Source organism: Streptomyces albospinus (assembly GCF_014648695.1).
GTDB lineage: Bacteria > Actinomycetota > Actinomycetes > Streptomycetales > Streptomycetaceae > Streptomyces > Streptomyces albospinus.
In genome coordinates this window covers 116,349-126,408 of sequence record NZ_BMRP01000014.1, presented here as the reverse complement: position 1 = coordinate 126,408, position 10,060 = coordinate 116,349, and the positions used below count along the sequence as shown (strand labels likewise).

The following is a 10,060-nucleotide window of genomic DNA, read 5'->3' as shown; positions in this document are numbered from 1 at the left end:
ACGGCCGTTCGGTCGGAGCGCTCCGGTCAGCCGCGCCGGTCCCGGCCCCGACGGTCCTTGCCGCCCGCGCCGTTGTCCGCGTCGTCGTCCGCGCGCGGGCCGAGGAGTTCATCGGCCAGCGTCGGCAGATCGTCCAGCGGGGTCTCCTCCGCCCACTCCGGGCGCGGGCGACTGTGCCGCCCGTTCTCGGCGGGGCGGCCGGTGGCCGGGTCGACCTGCGGGAGTTCGCGGGTCCGCTCCGGGCCGCCGTCGGCCGGCTCGCCGTGGGCGCCCTTGCCGCCCTCGTGGAACATCCCCGGCGGCACCCGGTCCGCCGGGTCGTCGTCCCGTACGGGCGGCAGCACGGTCGTCTCCTCGGAGTCCGCGCCGCCTCCCTGGCCGGCGTCCCGGACCGGCGGCAGCACCGCCGTCTCGTCCGCCTCCCGCGCCTCGGGCCGCGGCAGCGCCGCCGTCCGCTCGCTGTCGGCGCCCGTACCGGAACCGGAGGCCCCGCTCCCGGAAGCGGGCCGGGCGCCGCTCTCGTTGGCCACCCGCTTCCGCAGCTGCGTGACGTCCGTCTCCGTGGTCGGCGCCTCGGCCGCCTTCGCCTCCGCAGCCGCAGCCGCCTCCGCCGCCTCGACGCGGGCCTGCTCGGCGCGCAGCAGCGCCTCCTCGGCCTTGCGCTGCTTCTCCAGGCGGCGCTCCTCGGCCTCCCGGCGCAGCCGCGCCTCCTCCTCGTGCTGCCTGCGCAGCCGCTCCCGCTCGGCCTGGCGGGCCTTCTCCTCCGCCTCGCGGCGCTGCCGCTCCGCCTCCGCCGCCGCACGGGCCTCCTCGGCGCGCTGCCGCGCCTCCTCCGCCTGGCGGGCGGCCTCCCGGGCCTTGGCCTCCTCGGCCTCGCGGCGCTTGCGCTCCTCTTCCTCGGCGCGCAGCTTGGCCAGCTGCTCCTGGCGCTCGCGCTCCAGGCGCGCCTCCTCCGCCTTGCGCGCGGCCTCCTCCTCGGCCTTGCGGCGGGCTTCCTCCTCGGCCGCCTTACGGGCCTCGGCCTGCGCCCTTAGCTCCGTCTCGGACAGCGGCAGGACCTGGTCGAGGCGGTGGCGTACGGCGATCGTGACGGCCTCCGGCTCCTGGCCGGCGTCGACGACCAGGTAGCGGGCCGGGTCGGCGGCGGCCAGCGCCAGGAATCCGGCGCGGACCCGCTCGTGGAATTCGGCGGGCTCGGACTCCATCCGGTCCGGCGCCTCGGTGAAGCGCTCGCGGGCGGTCTCCGGGGAGACGTCCAGCAGCACCGTCAGATGCGGGATGAGGCCGTCCGTCGCCCAGCGGCTGATCCGGGCGATCTCCGTGGGCGCCAGGTTGCGGCCGGCGCCCTGGTAGGCCACCGAGGAGTCGATGTAGCGGTCGGTGATGACGATCGCGCCGCGCTCCAGAGCGGGCCGGATGACGCTGTCGACGTGCTCGGCGCGGTCCGCGGCGAACATCAGCGCCTCGGCCCGGTCCGACAGTCCGGACGTGGACACGTCCAGGATGATCGCCCGCAGCCGCTTGCCGATGGCGGTGGCACCCGGCTCGCGGGTCACCACGACCTCGTGGCCCTTGCTGCGGATCCACTCCGCCAGCGCCTCGACCTGGGTCGACTTCCCGGCGCCGTCACCGCCCTCCAGGGCGATGAAGAAGCCGGCGGCGGCGGGCGCCTGGGCCGGGTCGCCGCCGCGCAGCGCCTCGCTCAGATCGCGCCGCAGCGGTACGCCCTGCCGGTCGTCGGTCTTGCCCAGCACCCAGGCGGCGACCGGCAGCAGCAGCGCGCCGACCAGCATCAGGGTGTACGCGGCGCCGCCGTGCGCGAAGACGAAGGCGCCGCTGCCGACGTGGTGCGGGCCGATGACACCGGCCAGCAGGGGCGCGGCGATGGCGGCCAGCGCGACCGCGAGCCGGACGACGGCGTGCAGGTGCTCGGTCGTACGGGCGCTGCGGAACGCCTCGGACTCCTGGTCCAGCAGCACATGGCCCGTATTGGCGGTGATACCGGCGCAGACACCTGCCAGCAGCGCGAGCAGCAGCACCGTCGTCGGGTCCGGGACCAGCCCCATGGCCAGCAGCGAGAGGCCGGTGGCGGCGACGGCCATGGCCAGCAGCCGGCGCCGGGAGAGCGCGGGCAGCACCTTGCGGGCGCTGCGGATGCCGATGACCGTGCCGCCGGTCAGCGCGAGCACCAGCAGCGCGTACGTGGCGGGACCGGTGGCCAGGTCGAAGGCGTGCAGTACGGAGAGCGCGACGGCCGCGGCGATCGCGCCGGCCACCGCCGCACAGGCCGTCACCAGCAGCGGGATCGCGCCCGTACGGCCCTTGTCGGGCCCCGCGCCCGGCTTGGCGCCGGACTTCGGGCGGCGCAGGCCCTCCAGCGGGGAGCGCGGCCGGGGCGTGTGGCCACCGGGAAGCTCGATGAAGTACAGGATCGACACGGACGCGGCGAACAGCCCGGCGGCGACGTACGAGCCCAGCGCGGCCTGGTGGAGGTGGAACCACTCGACGCCGGCGCCCAGCAGCTTCCCGATCAGCGTGAAGACCACCAGCGCGGCGGCGGCGATCGGCAGCGAGACGAAGCTGGTGCGCAGCGACAGCCGGCGCAGCGCGTCCATGTTGTCGGGCAGCGGCCGGACGGCGGCGCCCTCCGGGGGCGGCGCGGGCAGCAGCGCGGGCGCCGCGCTCTCCCGGGCGACGGTCCAGAAGCGCTCGGCGACGCCGGAGACGAAGACCGTCACCAGCAGCCAGGCGAGCGCGTCGGCCGGCGTCCAGTCGATCCAGAGGGGGGCGACGACCAGCAGCGCGAGCCGCAGCACGTCCGCGCCGATCATCGTCCAACGGCGGTCCAGCGGCCCGTCGGGCGCGGTGAGCGCGGACAGCGGCCCGAGGAGGACGGCCCCGAAGAGCAGTGTCGCCAGCAGCCGGACGCCGAATACCACGGTGACCGCGAAGGCGGCGCCCCTATAGCCGCCGCCGAACACGGCATGGCCGCCCAGCGGTATGTACAGCGCCGCCTGAAGGGCGAGCAATACCAGGACAAGCAAGGACAGGGCATCGCCGATACCCCCGACGAACTGGGCACTCCACAGCCGCTTCAAAGGAGGGAAGCGGAGCAGGGCTCGCACCGCTCGCTCGCGGGAGTCCGCTGCGAGCGCGTCTGAAGTGGGGGGCACGACCGGTGGCTGCTCGGCACGCGTCATCCCGCCAGCCTATCGGGACAGGGCACACTACCGGGCGCCCGCCCGAACAAATGGGCGGGCACTGCCGGATGCGAAGGGGCGGGCAAGGCGAACGCGTCCGCCTTGCCCGCCCTCGTACCGCGCCGTTACGCGCCGACCGGGACGGCTCAGTCCTCGGCCGGAGCGGCCGTCTTCTTCGCCGCCGTCTTGGCCGTGGCCTTCTTCGCGGTCGTCGTCTTCTTCGCCGCGGTCTTCTTGGCAGCCGTCTTCTTGGCAGCCGTCTTCTTCGCGGCGGTCTTCTTGGCCGGCGCCTTCTTGGCCGCCTTCTTGGCGGTCTTCTTCGCCGGCCCCTTGGCGCGCTTCTCCGCCAGCAGCTCGTAGCCGCGCTCGGCGGTGATCGTCTCGACGTCGTCGTCCCGGCGCAGCGTCGCGTTGGTCTCGCCGTCGGTGACGTACGCGCCGAACCGGCCGTCCTTGACCACCACCGGCTTGCCGCTCACCGGGTCCGTGCCCAGCTCCTTGAGCGGCGGCTTGGCGGCGGCCCGCCCGCGCTGCTTGGGCTGGGCGTAGATCGCCAGCGCCTCGTCGAGGGTGATCGTGAAGAGCTGCTCCTCCCTCTCCAGGGAGCGCGAGTCGGTGCCCTTCTTCAGGTACGGGCCGTAGCGGCCGTTCTGCGCGGTGATCTCCACGCCCTCGGCGTCCGTGCCGACGACGCGCGGCAGCGACATCAGCTGGAGCGCGTCCTCCAGGGTCACGGTGTCCAGGGACATCGACTTGAAGAGCGAGGCGGTGCGCGGCTTGACCGCGTTCTTGCCGGTCTTCGGGGTGCCCTCGGGCAGCACCTCGGTGACGTACGGGCCGTAGCGGCCGTCCTTCGCCACGATCTGGTGGCCGGAGACCGGGTCCATGCCCAGCTCGAAGTCGCCGCTCGGCTTGGCCAGCAGCTCCTCGGCGTACTCCACCGTCAGCTCGTCGGGCGCCAGGTCGTCGGGGACGTCGGCGCGCTGGTGGCCCTCCTCGTCCTTCTCGCCGCGCTCCACGTACGGGCCGTAGCGGCCGACCCGCAGGGTGATGCCCGCGCCGACCGGGAAGGACGAGATCTCCCGGGCGTCGATCGCGCCCAGGTCCGTGACCAGCTCCTTGAGGCCGCCGAGGTGGTCGCCGTCGCCGTTTCCGGCATCCGCTGCACCGCCCACGCCGCCCGCGGCGGAGCCGCTGTCAGGCCCGGTCTCGCCGAAGTAGAAGCGCCGCAGCCACGGCACGGCCTGCGCCTCACCGCGCGCGATCCGGTCGAGGTCGTCCTCCATCTTGGCGGTGAAGTCGTAGTCGACCAGCCGGCCGAAGTGCTTCTCCAGGAGGTTGACCACCGCGAAGGAGAGGAACGACGGCACCAGCGCCGTCCCCTTCTTGAAGACATAGCCGCGGTCCAGGATCGTGCCGATGATCGACGCGTACGTCGACGGGCGGCCGATCTCGCGCTCTTCCAGCTCCTTGACCAGCGTGGCCTCGGTGTAGCGGGCGGGCGGCTTGGTGGCGTGGCCGTCGGCGGTGATCTCCCGCGCGGCGAGCGCATCGCCCTCGGCGACCTGCGGCAGCCGCCGCTCGCGGTCGTCCAGCTCGGCGTTCGGGTCGTCGGCGCCCTCCACGTAAGCCTTGAGGAAGCCGTGGAAGGTGATGGTCTTGCCGGACGCGCTGAACTCGGCGTCCCGCCCGTCGGCGGCCCGGCCACCGATCTTGACCGTGACGGAGTTCCCGGTCGCGTCCTTCATCTGGGAGGCGACGGTCCGCTTCCAGATCAGCTCGTAGAGCCGGAACTGGTCGCCGGTCAGCCCGGTCTCGGCGGGCGTGCGGAAGCGGTCGCCGGAGGGGCGGATCGCCTCGTGCGCCTCCTGCGCGTTCTTGACCTTGCCGGCGTACGTCCGCGGCTTGTCCGGCAGATACCCGGCGCCGTACAGCTGCGTCACCTGCGCCCGGGCCGCGGCGACCGCGGTGTCCGAGAGCGTGGTGGAGTCCGTACGCATATAGGTGATGAAGCCGTTCTCGTACAGCTTCTGCGCGACCTGCATGGTGGCCTTGGCTCCGAAGCCGAGCTTGCGGCTGGCCTCCTGCTGGAGGGTGGTCGTCCGGAACGGCGCGTACGGGGAGCGGCGGTACGGCTTGGACTCGACCGAGCGGACCGCGAAGTCGGTGTTCGCCAGGGCGGCGGCGAGCGCGCGGGCGTTCGCCTCGTCCAGGTGGAGCACGTCGCTCTTGAGCTGACCGTTGGGGCCGAAGTCCCGGCCCTGGGCGACCCGGCGGCCGTCGACGGTGGTCAGCCGGGCGGTCAGGGTCGACGGGTCGCTCGCGTCACCCGCACGGCCGGTGGCGAAGGTGCCGGTCAGGTCCCAGTACTCGGCGGAGCGGAACGCGATCCGCTCGCGCTCCCGCTCGACGACGAGCCGGGTCGCCACGGATTGCACCCGGCCGGCGGACAGCCGGGGCATGACCTTCTTCCACAGGACCGGCGAGACCTCGTAGCCGTAGAGGCGGTCGAGGATCCGGCGGGTCTCCTGGGCGTCGACCAGCTTCTTGTTCAGATCGCGGGGGTTGGCGACGGCCTCGCGGATCGCGTCCTTGGTGATCTCGTGGAAGACCATCCGGTGGACCGGGACCTTCGGCTTGAGGATCTCCTGGAGATGCCACGCGATGGCCTCGCCCTCGCGGTCCTCATCGGTGGCGAGGAAGAGTTCGTCGGACTCGGCCAGCAGCTCCTTGAGCTTCTTGACCTGGTCCTTCTTGTCGCTGTTGACCACGTAGATCGGCTGGAAGTCGGCGTCGACGTTCACGCCGAGACGGGCCCAGGACTCGCCCTTGTACTTCGCCGGGACCTCGGCCGCGCCGTTGGGGAGGTCGCGGATGTGCCCGACGCTGGCCTCGACCACATAGCCGGGGCCGAGGTAGCCCTTGATCGTCTTCGCCTTGGCAGGCGACTCGACGATGACGAGTCGGCGGCCGCCGCCCTCTGCGGTCTCGCTGGTCGGGGACAACTTCGCTCTTCTCTCCGGTCGACGCTGGAAAGGCTCCCGGGCCGGACGCCCGGGGCACACTGCGGTGACGCTTGACGCTGCGGAGTGTGACGGTACCTCCCGCCCCCGTGTCAAACGGAAAAACCCCGCAACGCCACTCGAACGGTAACCCGACTACATGCCTTCGCGCCGCCCCGACCGTCTCAGCCGCTCTCCGGCCGCCCTGCGGCGGCTCGGATGGATCATGGCGGGCCCGCGGCACGGGACCGCACGCCTCCCGGCCGTCCTCGGCGCGCCACCGCACCGCTACCGCCGGTGATCTCGCAGAGTAACCGTCCGGCGGACGGCATCCCGCCCCGTCGGCGTGTCCGCGGCGGGACCGCTACTGTCACAAGGTGACAGCGGATGCCGTCATCACCTTGATACGTCAGGTAAGCGGACTGGCAGGATGGACGCGGCACGGCTCACCGTTCGAGCCGTGTACTGCCGTCGTCACGCATCCTCGGGGGGAAGATCACCCATGGCGAACCAGTACCCCGGACCGCCACCGGAGCAGCCGCCGGGCCCGCCCGGACAGAACCCGTACGCCGCCCCGGAGCCCGGCCGGCCCGCCGACGCCGGATACGGCTACCCGCAGGGTGGCCGCCCCGGCGAGCCCGGTTACGGCTACCCGCAGGCCGCTCCGCCGCCGCCCGCGCCCGGCTTCCCGCCGCCGCCCGCACCCGTCGGTTTCCCGGCCCAGCAGCCGCCTCCGGTCGGCGGCGCGGCGCTCTCGCTCGGCGATATCGCGGTCAGCGGCGACACGATCATGACGCCGGCCGGCTCGATGCCGCTCCGGGGCGCCGTCTGGACGGTCACCGACATGTCCCGCACGGAGGAGAAGATCCCCGCGCACGCGATCGTCCTCGCCATCGTCTTCTTCCTCTTCTGTCTCCTCGGCCTGCTCTTCCTCCTGATGAAGGAGCGCACCACGACCGGCTTCGTGCAGGTCACGGTGAACAGCGGGGGCCGCCACCACTCCACGATGATCCCGGTGCAGTCGCGCGAGCAGGTCATGTTCGTCATGAACCAGGTCAACTACGCCCGGTCGCTGAGCGTGTGAGCCGCCACGAGTCCCGGGGGGCCTCCGAGCCGCTGCCGCCGGGCGGGCCCGTCCCGCCGGACGCGCCCGGCGGCCCCGTCGCCGTGTCCGTCCGCCGGCGCACCGTCCGCCAGGCGTCCCTCGCGCTCGGCATCGGCGCGCTGGGCGCCGGCTACCTCTGGAACACCAACCCGCACCACTCCGGGCAGCTGCTGCTCCCCTGTCCGTTCCGCTGGGCCACCGGGCTGCTGTGTCCGTTCTGCGGCGGCACGCGGATGGCGTACGACCTGATGCACGGCGACGTCCCGGGGGCCTTCCACGACAACGCCGCACTTCTCACGCTGGGCGTGCCGGCCGTCGCGTACGTCCTGGTGCGCTGGCTGGCCGCCGGGCTCCGCGGGCAGCGCCACCCGCTGCGGCTGACGGCCCGCGGCAATGCCGTGGTCATGGGCATCGCCGCGGTGTGGATGGTCGCCCGCAACCTCATCGGCTGACCGCGGAGCCCGCCGCGGTCAGCGGACGGTGACCTTCACCACCGGCGAGACGGTGCTCCCGGCCGCGATACGCAGCTGGTTGACGCCCTTGATGCCGAGCTTCACACGTATCGCGTAGCTGCCCTTGCTGTTGACCGGTGCCTGGGCCGGCAGCGACACCCACTTCTTGCCCTGCTTCTGCTGGACCGTGACCTTGGTGCCCGCCTTGATGCCCTTGGCGGCACCGCTGATCCGGAACTCCTGCCACGCCTTGACCGTCGTCGCGCTGGCCTTGGCCGTCAGCGTCGCCGCCGCGGGCGCCGTGGCGACGACCGGCGCCGACGCGTGGACGGCCTGCGGCGCGGCCATGGCGACGGCCGAACCTCCGGCGAGCAGGGCGACGGTGGCCAGGGCGACTCCGGTGTAGCGAAGCGTGCGGTTCATGTCGGATTCCTCACTAATGGGCCAATGGGCCTGTTGGTGACCTTCCTTCAGGAATACGACGAACCTCGGGCGGAGGTTCCCGTTCCGCTCCATAATCGGTCCACTTAGCCGGATCTGGCCGAATCCGAACGTCCGCCCCCGGAGGCGCAGTCGCCCCGGCCGCCCCACACCCGGCCGCCCGTCCCCGCCCCGCAGCCGGAAGCACCGTCCCGTCGCCAAGTGCGCCCGGCCTCCGGCACCCGCAGCCCGGCGCCCTCGTACGGCACCGTGCGAACTCCGTCTGAACGGCGCCGCGTTCGCCGCGCCCGGCCCCGCGCCTCGCCCCCCGGCTCAGCCCACCGGCTCCAGGAACCCCTGCTCGATCAGCATCCGGATCGAACTCGGCGTCCGGTCCCGCAGCAGCACCGGGTCCTCACCGACGAGCTGGGCGATGGCGTCCAGGATCCGGCCGGCCGGAAGCGAGCCGTCGCACACCCCGGCGAAGCCCGCGCCCACCGTGTCCACCTTCGTCGCCCGCCGCATACCGCGGTTCTGACGGAGCACCACATGCTCCGGGTCCTCCGCACCGGGCAGCCCGACCTGCTCCTGCACCACCTCGGCGGCGAGCCGGAAGTGCCCCGCCAGCAGCGCCGCATCGTCCGTCGCCCGCAGATAGTCCTGCCGGTCGAAATGCCGCAGCACCGCGTCCCCCAGCGGCTGTTCCACCGGATGCGGCCATTCCTCGACCGTGACGGACGGGTCCTGGGCACCGGACTTGCGCAGCGTGATCCAGCCGAAGCCGACGGCCTTGGTCTTGCGCGCCTCGAACTCGTCCAGCCAGGCGTCGTACCGCGCGGCGTACGCGTCCGCGCCGGTGCGGTGGTCGCCGGCGTCCCGCAGCCACAGCTCGGCGTACTGCGTGATGTCCTGCACCTCGCGCTGCACGATCCAGGCGTCGCAGCCCCGGGGCACCCAGGCGCGCAGCCGGTCCTGCCACTCCTCGCCCGCCACATGCTCCCAATTGGCCAGCAGCTGGCAGTACCCGCCGTCGTTGAGGTGCGCGGCGGCCTGCTGGACGAGCGTGCGGCACAGGTCGTCGCCGCCCATGCCGCCGTCCCGGTAGGTGAGCCGGGCCCCCTCGGGACGGACGGGGGAGATCACGAACGGCGGGTTGGACACGATGAGATCGAAGGTCTCCTCGCCGACCGGCTCGAAGAGCGACCCCTCCCGCAGGTCGGCCGGCCGCGCCCCGGAGAGCGCCAGCGTCAGCGCGGCGATCCGCAGCGCCCGGGGGTTGAGGTCGGTGGCGGTGACCCGTGTGGCGTGCTGGGCGGCGTGCAGCGCCTGGATGCCGGAGCCCGTACCGAGGTCGAGCGCCTTGGCGACGGGGCGGCGCGCGGTGATCCCGGCGAGGGTCGTGGACGCACCGCCGACGCCGAGCACCAGCTGGGCGCGATCGCCTTCCCCGACGCCCCGGATGCCGCCCGCACCGCCGACCGCGCAGCCCAGGTCGGAGACGATCCACCAGTCCTGCCCCTCGGGACCGCCGTACGGCCGCACATCCACCGTGGCGCGCAACTCGCCGCCGTCCCGCACCAGCCAGCCGTCGGCGAGGCAGTCGGCCACCGGCAGCGCCGACCGGACCCGCGCCTCCGGCACCGGACGCTGCAACAGGAACAGCCGCACCAGGGTCTCCAGCGGGCCGTCGCCGCGGGTCGCCCGCAGCGCGGGGACGGTCTCGCTGCGGGCCAGCGCGGCATACGCGGGCGCGCCGAGCAGGTCCAGCAGCCCGTCGGCGGTGAAGGCGGCGGCCAGCAGCGCCTCGCGCAGCCGGCTCGTACGGGCGCTGCTGTCGGGGTCCTGGGCATCTGCGGTGGGGAGGTGCGTCGTCACCCGTCC

6 protein-coding genes are annotated in these 10,060 nt (G+C 73.4%); 2 read left to right on the top strand and 4 right to left on the bottom strand.

Going from position 1 to position 10,060, the window contains the following annotated elements; all coding sequences use genetic code 11:
• Positions 1 to 26 precede the first annotated feature (26 nt).
• Together tmk and topA are read right to left on the bottom strand one after the other, a co-directional pair.
• Complete coding sequence (tmk, locus tag IEZ17_RS20505; RefSeq protein ID WP_189302187.1) at positions 27 to 3,200, bottom strand: dTMP kinase; 3,174 nt, start codon at positions 3,198 to 3,200, stop codon at positions 27 to 29.
• A 146-nt stretch (positions 3,201 to 3,346) separates the two neighbouring features.
• Complete coding sequence (gene topA / locus IEZ17_RS20500) at positions 3,347 to 6,205, bottom strand: type I DNA topoisomerase (protein WP_189302185.1); 2,859 nt, start codon at positions 6,203 to 6,205, stop codon at positions 3,347 to 3,349.
• A 499-nt stretch (positions 6,206 to 6,704) separates the two neighbouring features.
• On the opposite strand from topA, the gene IEZ17_RS20495 reads away from it, so the two are divergent.
• Positions 6,705 to 7,286: a hypothetical protein gene (locus tag IEZ17_RS20495; RefSeq protein ID WP_189302183.1), complete on the top strand. Its 582-nt coding sequence runs from the start codon at positions 6,705 to 6,707 to the stop codon at positions 7,284 to 7,286.
• Complete coding sequence (locus tag IEZ17_RS20490; protein ID WP_229852441.1) at positions 7,283 to 7,759, top strand: DUF2752 domain-containing protein; 477 nt, start codon at positions 7,283 to 7,285, stop codon at positions 7,757 to 7,759. The genes IEZ17_RS20495 and IEZ17_RS20490 overlap by 4 nt, the downstream gene beginning before the upstream one ends.
• An 18-nt stretch (positions 7,760 to 7,777) precedes the next feature.
• Here the strand turns inward: IEZ17_RS20490 and IEZ17_RS20485 are convergent, their stop codons facing one another.
• Positions 7,778 to 8,182 carry a hypothetical protein gene (locus IEZ17_RS20485; protein WP_189302181.1) on the bottom strand — a complete coding sequence of 135 codons (405 nt, stop codon included), beginning with the start codon at positions 8,180 to 8,182 and terminating at the stop codon, positions 7,778 to 7,780.
• Between the two features lie 330 nt (positions 8,183 to 8,512).
• Positions 8,513 to 10,054: a DUF7059 domain-containing protein gene (locus IEZ17_RS20480; RefSeq protein ID WP_189302180.1), complete on the bottom strand. Its 1,542-nt coding sequence runs from the start codon at positions 10,052 to 10,054 to the stop codon at positions 8,513 to 8,515.
• Between the last annotated feature and the right edge of the window lie 6 nt (positions 10,055 to 10,060).